Below are 17,132 nucleotides of genomic sequence, written 5' to 3'. Positions count from 1 at the left end.
ACAAGAAACAAATAAAATTCATAGAAAAAGTAAACCATAGGCAACTAGTCGTCATAAATAAACTACTAGCAATAATGTTAAAAACATATTAAAATAAAGCTGTATGATAACGATTATCAATTACAAAGGGGGAGTGATATAATCGTGAAAAATATCTTGAAAATTAAAATAACAACCTTGTTAATTTTAATTTTAACTATAATATTTTCTGTAAATATATATGGAGCAGAAAATCAAAAAGATGAAGTCCCAGAGAAAGTAGAAATAAATTTAGAAGATGGATATTATAAAATTCCCATAGCCCTATGGCACGCAATAGAAGATAAGGAATCTATGGGGAACCAGGCGATGAATCAAATAGGAGAGCTAGAAGTAAAAGATAAGGAAGGCTTCTTGTACATAGGCTCAGATAAAATGAAGTATATGAGTATAACCGCATCTCTTATAAACATCTATTTCCAAAAAGAAGATGGAAATTATTATCCAGCAGAGCCTGGCGCATTTGAAATGGAAATACCAAAAGAAAAGGAAAAGCGACCTATAGTTTTTAGAACTAAACTAGTAAATATGGACAATATGCCAAAAGTTTATGTAGATCCAAAGGTCGAACCGATGGGCGATGAACCCATAAGGGCAAGAGTAAAGCTTGACTTTACAAAAGTAGAAAAAATATCCGAAGATGAATCAGTACTTATAAATAAATTTAAAAATGGTGCAAAAAAAGCAGAATATTCTAAAGAAGATTCAGGGGAAGTAGAAAATAAAAATCTTTTTGTATCCTATGGACCAGATACATTTACAGAAGCGTTTTCCTTTTATGGGAATAAATTATCCGGCAAGGATGCTGAAGAATATTCAAAAGATTTCGATCCACTTGATCAAGTAAATGTATTTAAAATCGAATTTTTAGGACCATTAGAAAAAATAACTGGCAAAGAAGATAGCATACAAGCAACAAGAAAGAAGCTAAAGCCAGAAAAAGAATTTGAATTAAGTTTGCCACTTCTTAAATTTACAAAAGAAGATAATTTAGCATTATACGACTGCACAGAAGGAGAAAAACAAAAAATAGACTTTACCTATACTGACGAACATATAAAGGCAAAAGTGAAAAATCCAGGAGTTTATCTACTAGTAAAATCAGGCTCAAACCCTGTTGCAACTTCTGAAGGAAAACAAGAAAATAAAACTCCTAATAAAACTACCAAAGAACAAAGAGAAAAGGCCTTTACAAAAAGTGTAAAAAAACCTGTAGTAAAACCAGTGAATAAATCAGCTGTTAACGGGTCTACAACACCACAGATAAATCAAACACAAATGTCAAAACAACCAGTACAAAGTTCGTTACAAAAGCAATTAGATGTAGTAAATGGTGAGAAAGGCAAAAACGAAAATATAGAATACGCAAAAGAAAGCATAGAAGAAAATATAAAAGAAAAAGAGTCTAAAGGAATAATAACGCTAATATTATTAACTTTTATTTTTTTTAATACAGCAGCGATAATAATTATCAAAAAGAACCTAGGCGAAATTAAAAATATGAAAGAAGAAATACTATTTATAGGAGGGCTAAAAAAAGATGAAGAATAAAAAAATACTAAGCATAGTCCTACTACTAATAATATTTACACTAAAAACAAATGTAAATGCCTATACACAAGAAATAGCAAAGGCAACACCTTACTATCAACACCCTGTAACAGGAGTTATAGAAGACCCTGGCAATAACCCGGGTATAGGGCAGGGGATGACCGAAAATGTATTAAACCCTCAAGCACTTGTAGAAACAACAGATGACGGAAGAATATTCTTATCCGTAAGATACAGTCTTGCAAACTATATAAAAAATGAAACCTTTGCAGTTCAAAATTACGGCGAAGAAGGATTTTATTCAGTAGCAGCAGAAGTAACTGGACAAGGAGAAGAAACAAGGGATTATAGAATTGAAATACCAAGTAAAAATGTAATAGTAAGAGCGACATTTTTCGTAGGACCAATGGGAAGAGATGTAATATTCTACTACACAATATCGGATCTCGTACCAGGAAATACAGATTTTGCATCTTTAGAACAAAATCAAAGTCTGCAACAAGAACAAACTGAAAATACACAAGAAATACAACAAACACTTCCACAACAAAATTCACTACAAAATACAGAAGGTTTAAAACCAGTAGAAAACAATGTGCAAGTAGGGCAAATACTAGCTCCACAAGCACAGGGAGGAAAAGTAGAACAAAAAATAGTAAACTCTAAATTTTCAGCTGGCGATTTAGGATATTCCCATGGGTTACTCACCAAAGACTCAGAAGTAATAAAAAAAATATATTACTCAGACGAAAATGAAGAAGATGAAGTAAAAGAAAAGACAAGACTAGGGAAAGTAACTATGGCATTTATCTATTCACTTATAGGGTTAGTAGTAATAATTACATCATTAGCAATAATATTGGCACTACTATCTTATTTCTATAAAAATAATGTGGAAGAAAAATTAAACAAATTAAGGAGTGAAACATATGAAGATTAAAAAACTCCTAACAATAGCATTGTCCCTACTATTATGTACATCTTGCGTAAATCAAAAACAAAACAAAAAACAAACAGGTGGACAGCTAAAAATAGCAGCAACATCAATGGCTACAGTCTATATAATGGAAAAGCTAGACGTAGATTTAGTCGCAGTACCGGACTCAAAAATAGACCCTATGCCCAAAAGGTATAAAGATGTCCCCAAAGTTGGTATGGCAATGACCCCTGATATAGAAAAATTAAAGATGATTTCACCAGATTATGTATTTTCGCCAGTTTCACTTATATCAGACTTATTGCCAAAATATAAGGCGGCAGAAATAGACTATGGATTTTTAAACCTTAGCAATATAGAGGGAATGTATAAATCAATAGAAGATTTGGGAGAACTCTTAGATAGAAAAAAAGAAGCAAAAAAACTCGTAGACGACTACCATAAATTTATAAACGAATACAAAGAAAAACACAAAGACAAAAAAACACCAAAAGTATTAATACTAATGGGACTTCCCGGTTCATATGTAGTGGCGACAGAGAACTCATATGTCGGTAGCCTTGTACAATTAGCCGGAGCAGAAAATGTCTATGCAGGAACAGACCAACAATTTATAACAATAAACACAGAAGATATGCTTAAAAAAGATCCCGACATAATATTAAGAACAGCACATGCACTTCCTGATGAAGTAATGGAAATGTTTAAAAAAGACTTTGCAACAAATGACATTTGGAAACACTTTAGAGCCGTAAAAGAAGAAAAAGTCTATGATCTGGACTACAAAAAATTCGGCATGAGTGCAAAATTTAACTATAAAGAAGCATTAAATGATTTGGAGGAAATTTTATATGAAAAAAACTAAAATGATTTTAGTATTTTCAATATCTGTGATAATCCTTCTAATATTAACCCTATTTTCAGCAAAAACAGGCTCAATAGAAATGACTTTCTCAAAACTTATAAGAGGTCTTTTTGTAGAATTTGACAGCGAAGTAGCTACAATATATGACTTGAGATTTCCGAGAATAATAATAGCAATAATAGCAGGAGCGGCAATAGGAACAAGCGGAGTGATGCTTCAAGCAGTAATGCAAAACCCACTCGTAGATCCGGGCATCATAGGCATATCATCAGCCGCATCACTTACAGGAACAATCGTCCTATTACTTGCACCGGGAATTTTCTATCTCGTACCAGCACTATCAATACTTGGTGGAATAATTGCCTACCTATTAATATATTCCATAGCATGGAAGGGCGGTTCAAACCCAATTAAACTCATATTAGTGGGGATTGCCCTAAATATGGTCTTTATAGGAATATCAGAAGCCATAAAAGCGATGACAGGCGGCAACCTTACAAATGTTCAGTCAATAATAGAAGGAAATGTAGCACAAAAAACTTGGGCAGACGTAAGAATAATGACAATTTACGGAATAATAGGACTTGTACTTTCACTCATAACTATAAGATCTTGTAACCTCTTATCATTAGAAGACGAAACCGCAAAATCAATCGGCGTAAATGTAAATAGAGATAGATTTCTAGTAGCACTAGTAGCAATAATGCTCTCAAGCGTTGCAACAGTACAAATAGGAGCAATAAGCTTTTTAGGACTAATAGTACCACATATAGGAAGAATGATAGTAGGTGCAAATCACAAACACCTCTTGCCATTCTCTATGATTTTAGGAAGCATAGTTCTTTTACTATCAGACACATTAGGAAGAATAATAGCATATCCTTACGAAATAAAAACACAAGTATTAATGTCTGTGTTCGGAGGAATATTCTTCATAATACTTTTAAAAACAGGAGGACGAGAATATGGAAATTAAGCACTTGTTCTTCGCATACACAAAAGAAAACATAATAAAAGACTTATCGCTTAACTTTAAACAAGGAAAGATAACAATACTACTCGGCTCAAATGGTTGTGGAAAATCGACACTTTTCAAATTATGTACGAGAAATCTAAAACCAAAGATGGGGACGATAAGACTTGATGGGAAAAACATAAGCGACATAAATAGAAAAGACTTCGCAAAAAAAGTCGCAATAGTAAAACAAAAAAATAGATTAGATTCAGACATAAAAGTAGAAGAATTAGTAAGTTATGGCAGAAATCCCTACCTTCCATTTATGGCAAGATTGACAGAAAAAGATTATCAAAAAATAGATGAAGCAATAAAACTATGCGGACTCGAAGAAATAAGAGATAAAAAAGTAAATCTATTATCAGGTGGGCAGACACAAAGAGTTTGGATAGCAATGGCAATAGCACAAGATAGCGACATACTTTTTTTGGATGAACCAACAACCTATCTCGACATAAAATATCAGATAGAAATATTGAACTTAGTAAAAAGACTAAACAAAAATCTTAACAAGACAATAATAATGGTTCTTCACGATATAAATCAGTCCATAAAGTATGCAGATGAAATCGTAGGGATGTATAAAGGCAAAATAGTATTTAACGGAAAGCCTAAAGAAACACTTACAGAAGAAAATATATCAAAAATATTTGATACAAAATTAAAATTAGCACAACTTGAAGGAGAAACAATAGTATTAGCAAGGGAGAATTAAATGAGGGGAATAATTGCATATTCATCAAAGACAGGAAACACAAAGAAGATGGCAGAACATATCTATCTCGAACTAAAAAAAATATGTGATGTCGAGATAAAAGACATAAAAGAAATAAAGAAAGATCCAAAACTAGAAGAATATGACTTTGCACTAGTAGGTGCATGGATTGATAAAGGAAAACCTAATAAAGAAGCAAAAAATATAATAGAAAATACAAAACAACAAAACCTCGGCATATTTGTAACCATGGGAGCAATGCCAGACTCACCACATGGCATGGATGTATCCAAAAATTTAGAAGACTTACTTAAAAATAGAAATTCACTCGGATATTACAAATGCCCCGGCTTGGTAGATAAAAAATTAATAGAAAAAATGCGTGGATTTACAGGAGCGATTGTGCCGAAAAAAATAAAAGAAAAAATGATACAAACAAGCATCGAATCAAGACATGCAACAGAAGAAGAATTACAAGAAGCAGCAGACTACTTCTATGAAAAATTAAACAAAATATAAAAATATTAGTGGGTGTGTGGGTGGGATTAGGATAGTAAATTATAACTATTTAATAATTATATAAATACTAAATACTTAAATAATTAAAAATAGTATTTAGTAAGTTTAAGGAGGAGAGATGGACAAGAGATAAGAAGAAAATATTTAATTTAAAGAGAAACGCTTATTATTTCTAAAAAGTAAGAATGTAATCATAAAACAAGTATTTGTTTTATAAGACTATGTTTATAAGTAGAGGAATATAAAATATTGTAGGATTATAATTTGTAAATTTGAATAAAATAAAAAAGGAGATAATTATGAAAACAATAAAAAAATTAAGTTTATTATTACTTGTATTATTGATATTACTACCATCCTTTGCAATGGCAAAAGAATATGATATGAAAGCTATTGAAGATGAAATAAAAGCAACAATAGACTTTTCAGATAGGGAACTATATGGTACAGAATATAGTTTGAGATCAGCAGGAAGTCCAGAAGATTTTGCTGTATATCACAGAAAAGATCCAAAGCTTTCAATGGCTGATGACGCTTTTGATAAGAGCAAATCTAAAGTAATAGATAATGGGGATTCCTATACTTTTATATTTTATTTACAACCTGTTAAAAAATGGTATCCATTCAAATATTATGAAGCGGATTGTACCGAAATTAAATTTATGACTCCAACTGGAGAAAAAGAAGCTGAATACACAGTAAAAGAATTAGAAGTAGATGGAAAAACAAAGAAAAAGGCTATTAATAGCGATAAATTAGTACCATATGGTTTTGAAATTACTATTTCTAAAGATTATTTAGAAGTAGAAGAAGATGAAGATTATGGTTTTCCACACTTTTACAGAATCAAATTCGAAACTAATTTAGAAGATTCAGGAGCGTTAGGAGTAATTGGCGATAAGATGATGAATCGTAACGCAAGATTATATGTGAAATAAAAAAATAAGTATTCCTCTACTTATTTTTTATTAGGAGGATAAAATTGTTAAAAAAAATAAATAAATTATTTCTATTAATAGCTATTTTTTTATTAATTCCATCATATGTTTTTGCAGAAAATATAAGAATGGATGATAAAGTTTATATTAAAGGCAATAATTTTGTTAGTTTCCAAATTAACCCTGAACCTTACATGAGGTGGGAAAAAGGAAATTTTGATCCAAAAAAATTCTCGGTAAAACTTAGAGAAATAAAGAAGGATGACCAAGATTTTGCGGCATTTATAAAAAAACATGAAAAAGAAGCGGAATCCTTTAGAAGTCATGAAGCACAATGGTTTTGTTATGAAATTGAAGCTAAAAACGAAACCGATTGTGCACAATATGGAAATATAAATATTGAAAGTAAGCATATTAAAGATGAAGATACTTACTGGATTTGGCCCGAACAATTTCAAATGTATGTTTCGAGATTTGATGAAGAAACAAATAAATTTGCAGAACCAAAACATTGTAAAAGATTTATGCGCCTTGAGGAAGCAGACGGATATAAAGGGAACCGATTTGAAACAGATTCATTTTTTTTAATACGTGATTTTAACAAAAATAAAGATGGAAGATCATATATAGCTAATGCAGGATTTGGTTCTAAATTTAAAAATCATACATATACAACAAAAGATAAATTTAGAGTATATGTATTTCAAGGGTGGGCTGACCCTATCCCTAAAAATTTATTGCCAGGAGAATATAAGATTCCCCTATCAATAAGGTATGCAAGTAGACCTGGAATGTATTCTATGGCATCTGGTGCTGTTGAAGATAATGGAAAATTAATTGTAACAGAAGACGGAAAAATGAAGTTAAGATTCACTTTTAAACCTATGAGTTTAGCTGACCCCAAATATACGAAAGAAAATGATAAGGTAATCGAGGGACACTTAACAGATTTATGGGTCTTCAATTCTTTAGATGAATATAGCAAATATTATAGCAATGAAACTTATTATTCAGACTATAAAGTCTACTTAAATGATCCAAAGTATTTAAAATCAACATATACAAGAGATAATTTTAATTATCCGGAAACCTATGAAATTCCACTGGAATATTCGAATGGACAGCCTAATTATGAAGCAGTAAAAATGTTTAATGTCCGAGTAGACGCCATGGGAAGCAATCCAGATTTTAATATGCTTATGAGATGGCAGGAGATGGAGCGTGAAAAAATAAACTCTACTCCTGGAAAATATAGAGCTTTACAGCTATTTAATAGTACTCAAGAAAGGTTTAATAGTGATAAAAAAGTTTTTGATAAATTATGGAAAGATAATAATTTTATAGAAGATGAAAATGCTTATCTAAATAGGTTACATGATAAAAATGAAAAAGCTAACACAAAATTGAATACGAAAACTGGTGTCAATCCTTATTATACATTTGAATTTAAAGATGGAAAAGGAGACCTTACAGTTTCTTTTGTAGAGCAAGTTTATGATAAAGAAAATTTAAAAGAATTTGGTCTTGTAAGAATAGAAAAAGATAAGCCAATAAAATATAAGGGAGCAGATAAAAAATTCCATGAAGTAGAAGTTTTAGAAGAAAAATATTTTACTATAAACGAAGCAAAAGAAAAATTTGGTAATAGAATTACAAAAATTAAATTAAAAAATATACCTTTAGCAGAAGAAGGAGATATAGATCAATATATAAATCTTGAAAATGCAAGATTAATCCATTGTATTAAAAAAAGTAATAATACAACTATATCCATGAGTCCATCTGAAAATGAAGATATTACTAAAAATATGTTTAAAATATGGAATGTCGATTTAAGGAAAAAAGTTTTAGTTGAAAAATATGAGGATGAATTAAATAAAAAACCGTTAGAAGAAAAAATCAAAGAAGCTAAAAAAATTAAACAAGGCAATAAATCTAAAGAAGCCTTTGTAGCCCTTCAAGACGCAATAGCAGCAGCTGAACAAGTTTTAGCTAGCGCTACAGAACAATCTAAATTAGATGAAGCAGTAACAACATTAGATAATGCAGTTAAAGTATTTAATAAAAGTCTTGATATAAAAGCTCCAGTAGAAGATGGAGAATACACTGCACCAGTAAAAATAATGCACGCATACAATAAAGGAGAAACTTCTATGGCAAATGGAGCTATAGTATCTCCTGCAAAGCTAATTTATAGTGGTGATAAGGTAAAAGTAGAATTAGAGTTTAAAGGTCTACACCTTATGGGAACGAAAGGACACTTAACTAACCTATTCTACTTTGAAAACAATAAACTGCCAAAAGAAGGCGGAAAAGCAATAGAAACTAAAGTAGAAAAGAAAACTATGGACATGGGATTAGATGGAAAGCAACATGAATTCCCACAATTATTTAGCTTTACTATAGATAGAGATCTGTTTGAAAATTCAGACTTCCTATGGTGTAAAGTTTGGGTAGATGCTATGGATGGAATAGCTGGTAAAGGCCCTGGTGGCGGAGAACAAAAAGCTAAGATAGTTATAGATAAAACTAATCTAACTAAATTAGAAAAACCACAAGAACTAAATAAAAAACCATTAGAAGATAAAATATTAGAAGCAAAGTCAGTAGAACAAGGCAAAAAGACAGATGAAGCACTTAATGCCCTAAGAACAGCAATTATAGAGGCGGAAAAAGTTTTAGCTAATGCTACTGAACAAGATGCACTAGATAAAGCTGTAGAAGATTTAGATAAAGCTATTGAAACTTTTAAAACTAGTGCTGATAAGATTGAACCTAAACCAGAGCTAAAAAAAGAAGCCTTAACTAAAGCTATAGCAGAAGCTGAAAAAGTAGAACAGGGTAAGAAAACCGATGTTGCTTTTGAAACTTTAAAGGCAGCTATTGAATCGGCGAAAAGTATTCTTAATTCTGCTAATGAACAAAGTCAATTGGATACGGCTTTAACTAATTTAAATAATGCAGTAAAGGTATTTAATGAAAGTGCAGATAAAGCTACAGAGCCAGAGAATAAAGATAAAGTCTACAATGTTCCAGTAAGTTTAATGCAATTTGCATATCCTAATAAGGAATCAATGGGAGCAAAGGCTATAGATGGACCGGCTAAGGTAAGTATAAAAGGCGATACTGTAGAAATAGATTTAACATTTAAAGGTATTGAAGTACCATTAGGTGAGCAAGTTCTTTATGGACATTTAACTAATTTATTTAGCTATGAAAATAACAATGATCGTGGACGTGCAATAGAAGCAGAAGTTATAGAAAAGGTAATCGACGAAAAATCAGGGGGCAAAGAATTCCCTAGAGTATTTAGAATTACTTTAACTAAGGCTGAGTATGATGCACTAGAAAATAATACCCTTTATGTAAAAGTATGGGTAGATGCTATGGATGGAATAGCTGGTAAAGGCCCTGGTGGCGGAGAACAAAAGGCTAGACTTGTTTTAGATAAATCAGGTGCTACAGATATTACTCCCGGCGGAGATACCCCAACACCACCAACTCCAACTCCAAGTCCTACACCTGATTTAGGTAGTAAGACTAAGTTAATAGATGCTTTAAGAAGTTACTCTAATTTAGGCGGACCTCATTACACTTATAAAAGTAATATGGAATATGTAAATGCCTATAATTCTGCTATGGCATTATTATCTAGAAGTAATGTTACTGAAAATGAGATTAAATCGGCTATAGATAATTTAAAAACTGCGGCATCTGGCCTTGTTAAAGGTTCTAATAATAGTGGAATTGGTAATAACTGGGGAAATAACAATAACTGGGGTAATAATAACTCTGGTTGGAATAATAACTGGGGTAATAACAACAACTCCTCATGGGGGAATAATTCTTCCTGGGGAAATCAAAACAATAACCAAAATAATGGACCAGTTACTATTCAATATGAAGTGCCAGTAGAAATATTGCACGCACATCAATCCGGATATTCTATGGCAAATAATGCTATTAATCATACTGCTAGAGTAGAGGAGAGAAATGGTCAGTTTAGATATAGTGTTCAATTTGTGCCTATGCAAAGGGACTTTGGCGGTAAGACTTTAACAGGAAACTTAACTAATTTATTTATTTATGATGGAAATAAATATCAAGCATCACAATCTTCTGGGAATGTATGGTCATGGGTAATGAATGGAAAGTATGACAAGGTAAATATAGCCGTATGGGTTGATGCTATGGATCAAATAATGGGCAAAGGACCTGGCGGTGGAGAGCAAAATGCTATAATATCCTTTGATTGGTCTAGAGCGAAAGAAGTTGGAAGAGTCGGCGGAAATAATAATCAAAACCAACAAAACCAGCAAAATCAACAAAATAAACAAAATCAGCAAAATCAGCAAAACACAAGCAACAGCCAGTCTACTACAAGTTCATCTAAATTCACTGACGCTAATGGGCACTGGGCAAAAACTGCAATTGACTATGTAGTAAATAAGGGTTATTTCAAGGGCCTTTCAGAAACGCAATTTGGACCTAATGAATCAATTACAAGAGGACAGTTTGTAACTGTGCTTGGAAGAATGTTAAATGTAAATACAAATGATTATAAGACACAAAAATTTAATGATGTTAAGTCTGATGAATATTACAGTCCATATATTTCTTGGGCAAACAAGATGGGAGTAGTCAATGGAGTTGGTAATAATAACTTTGCTCCAGACAAGGCACTTACAAGAGAAGAAATGGCAGTAATGATGACAAGATTCTTAAAAGTATCAGGTAAAAATCTAAATGCCAAAGGAGGTACAAGTGGATTTAAGGATCAGGATTCTATTGCATCCTGGGCCAAAGATTCTGTAAAGGAAATGGCAAGGCTTGGTGTTGTAAAGGGTATGGATGATGGAAACTTTGCACCAAAAACTTCATTTACTAGAGGACAGGTTGCACAAGTTCTTTACAATATTGATCATAATTAATAATGGGGACAGTCCCCTCGTGGACTGTCCATGGTTTTCAGGCTGCCCTGCATAAGTAGGGTTGTCTGTATAATATAAAAATGAGGAGTTGTTGAAATGAAAAAATTAATTCTATCACTATTATTGGTATTGGTCATAATTCCAAATACAATATTTGCAGCGAATAAGTATGAAGTACCAGTAAAATTAGAAAAATTTGGAGAACCAGGCAAAGAATCGATGGGTAATCCATCACTTAAACAAATGGCAGAAGTAGAAGAAAAAGATGGGAAATATATTTATAAATTATATTTAAAGAAAATGGAATTTATGAATATGGAAGGCGAACTTACAAATCTATTTATTTACGAAGCTGACAAAGATTCAAATAGAGTAGAAACAAAACAAACAGCCATTGAAGGGGAATATAATAAAACTCATGAGTTTGAGAGGACTACTCCAAAGGAAGATAAAATTCTTGTGGCAGTTTGGGTAGATGCCATGGACGCAATATCAGGTGGTGGAAAGGGTTCCGGAGAACAAAAGGCATACTTAATGTTTGACTGGGCAAATGTAAAGCCTTTAGAATCTAGTGCTGAAAACTCAGAACCAAAGACAGAAAAACAATCAAATGAAATTAAAATTGTTGTAAATGGTAAAGAAATAAAACCTGAAACTCCCGCTTATATTGAAAGCGGAAGAACAATGGTGCCTTTAAGATTTATATCTGAAGCACTAGGAGAAAAGGTTGAATGGAAAGCAGATACTAGAACTGTTATCATTGGAGATGATAAGGCTAATCTTATAATTGATTCTAAGGAAATTAAATCGAAAGATAAGACTATACAAATAGATTCTCCAGCAGTAATTAAAGATTCTAGAACTTTTGTACCTTTAAGAGCAATATCTGAAATACTAGGGGCAAAAGTAGATTGGAAAGCAAGTACTAGAACTGTAGAAATAAACAAATAATTTGGTACTATGTCAAATATTAGAGGCTCATTGATTTGTGCCTCTTTTTGGATTTATAAAAAATCTTTAGCGATGCAACAATATTTTTTTCATACTAAAATTTAAGGCTCTATGTCAAATATTGTGGAGGCTCATTAATTCGAGTCTCTCTTATTATGTGAAAATCAACACATAGCAGCTAAAATAAATCCTAAACCAAAATAAACCAAAAACCACTAAAAATAAGCATAGCAAACAAAACTCCTAGGAGTTTTCAAAAATTTTCATATTTTTTTACCAATTATTTACAAGAAAGCATAATTCGCTTTCTAAAAAAATTAAAATTTTTCATACCAAAACAATTTCTCTTTAAAGTCTTTATCTTAGTATGTGTCCCTTCAAGAGGACCATTAGACCAAGGATAATCAAAAGAATTACATATCTCATCAAACCAATTATTAAAAGCAGTAATACAAGAACTAAATTCCTTTAAACCGGATTATTCAGCCCTTCTTATCCATTCATTTAAACACTTTTCAGCCCTCTTTTTAGTAGGCTGAATAAGAACATATTGATAGAACAACTCTTTTAACCCATACGCCAATTTTAAATCCCTACTTAACTCAAGCATTAGACAAACCTCATTAGCCTCATCAGAAGTAAGCCTAGAAGAAGGCTTTGTAATTAGACTTCTACTCCTCTTAAAATACCTTCTAAACTTAGAAGAAACATCCTTTTGAATTCTCTTTCTAACATTCTCCAAAGCCCATAAAACCTGTCGTATAAAATGATATCTATCAATAATATGTACAGACAACTTAAAGAATCTTTCCTTAACAGATTTAAAAATATTAGACATATCACTTACAAAAAATCTAACATTCATCATCTCTTTAGAAGGAATCTTTTTAAAATACTCAAACAAAGAAACTTTACTCCTAGAAGGCAAAACATCAATAATATTATGAGTATCCCCATTAAGAAGAGAAGTCTGATACTTGTTATTACCACTATCACCCTTAAATTCATCAATACATAAAACCTCAGACAAATTATCCCTAGAAACACTTAAACAATTTAAAATGCGAAGAACAGTATTAGAAGAAACATTATACCTATTAGCAATAGAAGAAATAGAATAAACTTCATCAAATTCAGAAATAATAGAACAAACAAGCCTCTTAGTCATAGTATGACCTTTAGCGATAAAATCAAGCTTCCTTTCAAAACGACAACCACAAGACTTACAATCATATCTAGTTTTCTTTAAATGAATCAAAGACTTCTTACCACAAATATGAGTATCCCTAATCATTTGAACTCTATGATCATGAACCCAAATCCTTTTAGAACCACAATGAGGACAGATAGACATCTTAGAAACATGAGCATGAACATGGACAAATTCATTATCCTCATTAAAACTATCAAAAACTACATCTTTAAAACCAAACAAATTCATGATATTATTATTTTGCACTTATATGCACCTCCTAAATTTGGTTTTACTTATTTTAAGTTTAGGACTAAATGCGTATAAGTGCAAATTTTTTATACAAAAATATCTGTTAGAGATTTACTCCCCAACGGATATTATAGAGCCTTTTTAATACATCAAAAAAACAAAATCATCAAATATATAAAAAAGATGAATAGTTATTTATAAAAAAATTCGGGTATATGAAGATAACATAGTTCTAAGACTATAGTAACTTGTGGAGGTATTGAGATGAAAAATATTTTAGATACAATAGGAAACACGAATTTAATAAGGCTAAATAATATAGGTAACGGAAATATATATGTAAAAGTTGAAAAACAAAATCCTGCAGGCTCAATTAAAGATAGGCCAGCTTATGAAATGATAAAGGGAGCAATTGCAGATGGAAATTTAAAACAAGGTATGAAAATTGTAGAACCTACAAGTGGAAATACTGGAATAGCAATCGCAATGATAGGTAAGAACTTAGGGTATGACGTTACAATAGTAATGCCGGCTTCTATGTCAATCGAAAGAAGAAAGCTCATGGCATCATATGGAGCGGAACTAATTTTAACTGGTGAAGGTGGAATGCAAGCTGCTGTAGATAGAGCGAAAGAGCTTGAAACTACAGGAGAGTATTTTATGCCTAATCAATTTGAAAATAAATACAATGCAGTTGCTCACGAAAAGACAACAGGTCCTGAGATATATTCTGAAATACCAGAAGTCAAAGGTTTTATTGCAGGTATAGGGACTGGAGGGACTGTAACAGGAGTAGGAAGATATTTAAAATCTAAAGATGAAAATATCAAAATTTGGGGACTTGAACCGGAAGAATCTCCATTGTTGACTAAAAATGTTGCAGGAATTCATAAGATTCAAGGAATTGGGGCAAACTTTGTGCCAAAAGTTTTGGATAGAGAAATCTTAGATGACGTAGTTACTGTAAAAGGCTCTGAAGCAATGGAAATGGCAAGGAAATTGGCAAAAGAAGAGGGACTTTTAGTAGGCATTTCATCAGGTGCAAATGTTGTAGGTGCTTTGAAAATGTTAGAAAAATTAGAGGGGCCTATTGTCACAGTACTACCTGATACTGGAGAAAGATATATATCTACAGAGTTATTTGAATATGAGTAAATTTTTTAAAACATTAATAGAACATGGGGACTTCATATTAAAAGAAGACCCTGCTTGTAAAAGTAGATTTGAAGCGATATTTATGTATCCAATAGTAAAAGCTATGGTATACCATAGAATTGCACATCGCTTTTATAATAATGGAAATACTTTAATAGCAAGATGGATTTCTCAAAGGAGTAGAAAGAAAACTGGAATAGAGATACATCCTGGAGCTAAGATAGGCAAAAATTTATTTATAGACCATGCAATGGCAGTAGTAATAGGAGAGACAGCGGTTGTAGGAGATAATTGCCACTTTTACCACAACATCACTTTAGGTGGAACTGGGAATGAAAAAGAAGAAAAGAGACATCCTACAGTGGGGAACAACGTAACTATAGGAACCGGCGCCACAGTTTTAGGTCCGGTTACAATTGGGGATGGTGCTAAGATAGGAGCAGGAGCAATAGTTCTGATAGATGTTCCAGCTGGAAAGACAGCAGTTGGGTTACCAGCCAAAGTTTTAGATTAAACAAATTTAAAAAGTATATAGTTAATAAAAAATTAATTAAAAAATCCTTTTGATAATATGAAATATAATTATTGAAGGGATTTTTGCGTTTGTGGCTCTATGTCAAATATTGAGGAGGCTCATTAGTCTGTTATTGTTTGTTTTATAATACAAGTTTTTGTATTTGTTTTTATAAAACTACATATTTAACTTTTTGTAGTATATAAGGCAATAAATTATGAAATTTGAATATTTGACCTAAGAAAATTTAAACTATAATAAATATAAAATATAAGAGGAAGTGATATAATGAATAGTTTTTATATATAGTAATAGTTAGTGTTATACTCTCAATTGATCTTATAATATCAACAATGGCAGCTGCATCTCAGTTGTAGAAAAAGATTTATGGAAGTTAGTTGTTGTAGGTTTTATATTTGCAATTGGGCAGACAAATTCTCTGCACTTCGGTAATATATTTTGTCGAGAACTTTTTTCACTGGAGAGGTTTCTTTGACAAATTTATTACATATAGTTTCAAGCGTTTATTCATTGTTGTAGGATTATATATTCTATATAGCATTTTAAGCTAAAAAATAGGTATGAAGCAGAATAGATAAGCTACCTATAAAATCTTTGGTGATAACAGGTATAATAACAATTTCAATTGCTTTATTTTGGGATTATCCATGGCTTTTTTGGATGTGTTTATTACGAATAAAGTATTTTATATATTTCTTTTAATCTCAATTTTAATTGCAACTGTTGGAAATATAGTTGGTTTTAGATATGGGCTATACTTTCAAAAACACTTTCATTTATAGGCTTATTAATTTCAATTTTCGTAGCAATTTATATATTGTTTAGTCGATTTTAACTAAGGGGATATTATGAAAATTAAAACAACTGTAGAAAGGCAAGCATTTGGTCTATTGATTGATAAGTTTCTTAGTCAAGTAGATAGAGATGAACTTGACACATCGACTATTTTAAAGATAATAGATTTTACTCAAAGGAATATAGGAGATAAGTTTGAGGGTTCGGAAAAAGCTTTTGATTCAGCAAGAGAGATGTTAAAGAATCCGGAAAATAAATGGACAAAACTCATAATTAGTACACTAAAAAATACACATCCAAATGTCAGAAAGCAGATAATTATGAATTTAGGCTTTCAATCTATGATTATTGAAAATAAAGATTTACCAAATAAGAAGTTGGAATTTGGTACTCAAATTCCATGGACAATACTGTTTGATCCAACTTCAGATTGTAATAAAAAATGTATAGGATGTTGGGCTGCTAAATACGGACATAAATTAAATTTAACTTATGACATAATGAATAAGATAGTAACTCAAGGAAAAGAACTTGGAATATATTTCTATATGATGACAGGAGGGGAGCCTCTCATTAGGAAAGACGATATAATTAGACTTGCAGAAGAACATTCTGAATGTTATTTTAATATTTTCTCTCTAATGGTTCATTGATTGATGAGAAGCTTTGTTCTGAATTACAGAGAGTTGGTAATGATTACATTTTCTCTTCTGTAGAGGGATTTGAATCGGATAATGACTTT

Annotated in this window: 12 protein-coding genes and 1 pseudogene; 12 read left to right on the top strand and 1 reads right to left on the bottom strand. The window is 31.5% G+C overall.

Going from position 1 to position 17,132, the window contains the following annotated elements:
- Positions 1-144 precede the first annotated feature (144 nt).
- The 9 genes from DYE58_RS00070 to DYE58_RS00030 all read left to right on the top strand — a co-directional run bounded on the left by DYE58_RS00070 (position 145) and on the right by DYE58_RS00030 (position 12,461).
- Positions 145-1,590, top strand: a complete 1,446-nt coding sequence (locus DYE58_RS00070; protein WP_115311890.1) for an NEAT domain-containing protein — start codon at positions 145-147, stop codon at positions 1,588-1,590.
- Complete coding sequence (locus DYE58_RS00065; protein WP_004822316.1) at positions 1,580-2,530, top strand: heme-binding Shp domain-containing protein; 951 nt, start codon at positions 1,580-1,582, stop codon at positions 2,528-2,530. Before DYE58_RS00070 ends, DYE58_RS00065 begins: the two co-directional genes overlap by 11 nt.
- On the top strand, positions 2,520-3,392 hold the full coding sequence (gene isdE, locus DYE58_RS00060; protein ID WP_004822315.1) for a heme ABC transporter substrate-binding protein IsdE: 873 nt from the start codon (positions 2,520-2,522) through the stop codon (positions 3,390-3,392). Before DYE58_RS00065 ends, isdE begins: the two co-directional genes overlap by 11 nt.
- A complete protein-coding gene (locus tag DYE58_RS00055) occupies positions 3,379-4,368 on the top strand; it encodes a FecCD family ABC transporter permease (protein ID WP_040552857.1) in 990 nt (329 codons plus the stop codon). Before isdE ends, DYE58_RS00055 begins: the two co-directional genes overlap by 14 nt.
- The gene (locus DYE58_RS00050) at positions 4,358-5,122 is read left to right on the top strand and encodes an ABC transporter ATP-binding protein (protein WP_040552856.1); all 765 of its coding nucleotides are present in this window, start codon (positions 4,358-4,360) and stop codon (positions 5,120-5,122) included. Before DYE58_RS00055 ends, DYE58_RS00050 begins: the two co-directional genes overlap by 11 nt.
- Positions 5,123-5,641: a flavodoxin family protein gene (locus DYE58_RS00045; RefSeq protein ID WP_115311889.1), complete on the top strand. Its 519-nt coding sequence runs from the start codon at positions 5,123-5,125 to the stop codon at positions 5,639-5,641.
- A gap of 299 nt (positions 5,642-5,940) precedes the next feature.
- A complete protein-coding gene (locus DYE58_RS00040; RefSeq protein WP_115311888.1) occupies positions 5,941-6,579 on the top strand; it encodes a hypothetical protein in 639 nt (212 codons plus the stop codon).
- A 44-nt stretch (positions 6,580-6,623) separates the two neighbouring features.
- Positions 6,624-11,510: an S-layer homology domain-containing protein gene (locus tag DYE58_RS00035; protein WP_245946020.1), complete on the top strand. Its 4,887-nt coding sequence runs from the start codon at positions 6,624-6,626 to the stop codon at positions 11,508-11,510.
- Positions 11,511-11,606: 96 nt separating this feature from the next.
- Positions 11,607-12,461, top strand: coding sequence for a copper amine oxidase N-terminal domain-containing protein (locus DYE58_RS00030; RefSeq protein WP_004822301.1), 855 nt, complete (start codon positions 11,607-11,609; stop codon positions 12,459-12,461).
- A 280-nt stretch (positions 12,462-12,741) separates the two neighbouring features.
- On the opposite strand, the pseudogene DYE58_RS00020 reads toward DYE58_RS00030, so the two are convergent.
- Positions 12,742-13,902: pseudogene (locus tag DYE58_RS00020) on the bottom strand (ISL3 family transposase).
- A gap of 267 nt (positions 13,903-14,169) precedes the next feature.
- Here DYE58_RS00020 and cysK point away from each other — a divergent pair.
- The 3 genes from cysK to DYE58_RS00005 all read left to right on the top strand — a co-directional run bounded on the left by cysK (position 14,170) and on the right by DYE58_RS00005 (position 17,043).
- Complete coding sequence (gene cysK / locus DYE58_RS00015) at positions 14,170-15,060, top strand: cysteine synthase A (RefSeq protein WP_004822296.1); 891 nt, start codon at positions 14,170-14,172, stop codon at positions 15,058-15,060.
- The gene (gene epsC, locus DYE58_RS00010; RefSeq protein WP_004822294.1) at positions 15,053-15,574 is read left to right on the top strand and encodes a serine O-acetyltransferase EpsC; all 522 of its coding nucleotides are present in this window, start codon (positions 15,053-15,055) and stop codon (positions 15,572-15,574) included. Before cysK ends, epsC begins: the two co-directional genes overlap by 8 nt.
- 869 nt (positions 15,575-16,443) lie before the next feature.
- Positions 16,444-17,043 carry a radical SAM protein gene (locus tag DYE58_RS00005; protein ID WP_115311886.1) on the top strand — a complete coding sequence of 200 codons (600 nt, stop codon included), beginning with the start codon at positions 16,444-16,446 and terminating at the stop codon, positions 17,041-17,043.
- The last annotated feature ends 89 nt before the right edge of the window (positions 17,044-17,132 follow it).

Origin of the sequence: Peptoniphilus indolicus (assembly GCF_900454665.1) — a bacterium.
Lineage (GTDB): Bacteria > Bacillota > Clostridia > Tissierellales > Peptoniphilaceae > Peptoniphilus > Peptoniphilus indolicus.
Note: the sequence above shows the minus strand (reverse complement) of the source record. Positions and strands in the feature narration are given on the sequence as shown.

Bases quoted from the DNA above. Each gene is read 5' to 3' on its own strand.
- epsC (WP_004822294.1), top strand. From the start codon at position 15,053: ATGAGTAAATTTTTTAAAACATTAATAGAACATGGGGACTTCATATTA.
- isdE (WP_004822315.1), top strand. From the start codon at position 2,520: ATGAAGATTAAAAAACTCCTAACAATAGCATTGTCCCTACTATTATGT.
- DYE58_RS00050 (WP_040552856.1), top strand. From the start codon at position 4,358: ATGGAAATTAAGCACTTGTTCTTCGCATACACAAAAGAAAACATAATA.
- cysK (WP_004822296.1), top strand. From the start codon at position 14,170: ATGAAAAATATTTTAGATACAATAGGAAACACGAATTTAATAAGGCTA.
- DYE58_RS00030 (WP_004822301.1), top strand. From the start codon at position 11,607: ATGAAAAAATTAATTCTATCACTATTATTGGTATTGGTCATAATTCCA.
- DYE58_RS00005 (WP_115311886.1), top strand. From the start codon at position 16,444: ATGAAAATTAAAACAACTGTAGAAAGGCAAGCATTTGGTCTATTGATT.
- DYE58_RS00040 (WP_115311888.1), top strand. From the start codon at position 5,941: ATGAAAACAATAAAAAAATTAAGTTTATTATTACTTGTATTATTGATA.
- DYE58_RS00065 (WP_004822316.1), top strand. From the start codon at position 1,580: ATGAAGAATAAAAAAATACTAAGCATAGTCCTACTACTAATAATATTT.
- DYE58_RS00055 (WP_040552857.1), top strand. From the start codon at position 3,379: ATGAAAAAAACTAAAATGATTTTAGTATTTTCAATATCTGTGATAATC.
- DYE58_RS00045 (WP_115311889.1), top strand. From the start codon at position 5,123: ATGAGGGGAATAATTGCATATTCATCAAAGACAGGAAACACAAAGAAG.